Here is a 544-nt window from a genome sequence, read left to right on the forward strand (position 1 = left end):
GTACGGCGGATTCCATTTCTTATTGTCCTTTGATGTTGTGTATAACGGCATAACCTTCCCCCGCGAGAACGGTTCGCGGGAATCCAAACGGCGTGAAACCTTATTTAATGTTATGGGGTGCTTTTCCGAACGGAATAAAGTTATTTGGGTAACCACTCTATAAATATCACTCCCGCAGTACTTGTCAAACTATATTTACAAATCAGTTTTTATTTTATTTTTCGAATTTATTGACTTGATTAACCCTGTTGGTTTTGGTGTTTTCATTGGTCGCGAAATTAAAATGCGTTTTGGCTGAGCCCTCGTTATAATCGCGGCGTTTTTATTTTCTAGAGATCCCACCCATGGCAATGCTTGAGTACAACCCACCGACAGATCCTTGGATCGACATCGTTTTTGAGGACGACCATATCTTGGCTGTGAATAAGCCGTCTGGTTTGTTGTCAGTTCCGGGACGTCTTGCAGAACACCATGACAGCATGTGGAGTCGTTTACAGGAGGAGCACCCAGATATCCAAGTCGTGCATCGCTTAGATATGTCGAC

General features: G+C 43.4%; 1 pseudogene. It reads left to right on the plus strand.

Annotated elements, in window-relative coordinates:
* Positions 1-344: 344 nt before the first annotated feature.
* Positions 345-544, plus strand: a pseudogene (locus R8N49_RS29775) (RNA pseudouridine synthase); the annotation flags it as partial.

This window comes from Vibrio sp. 1978, from assembly GCF_033344345.1.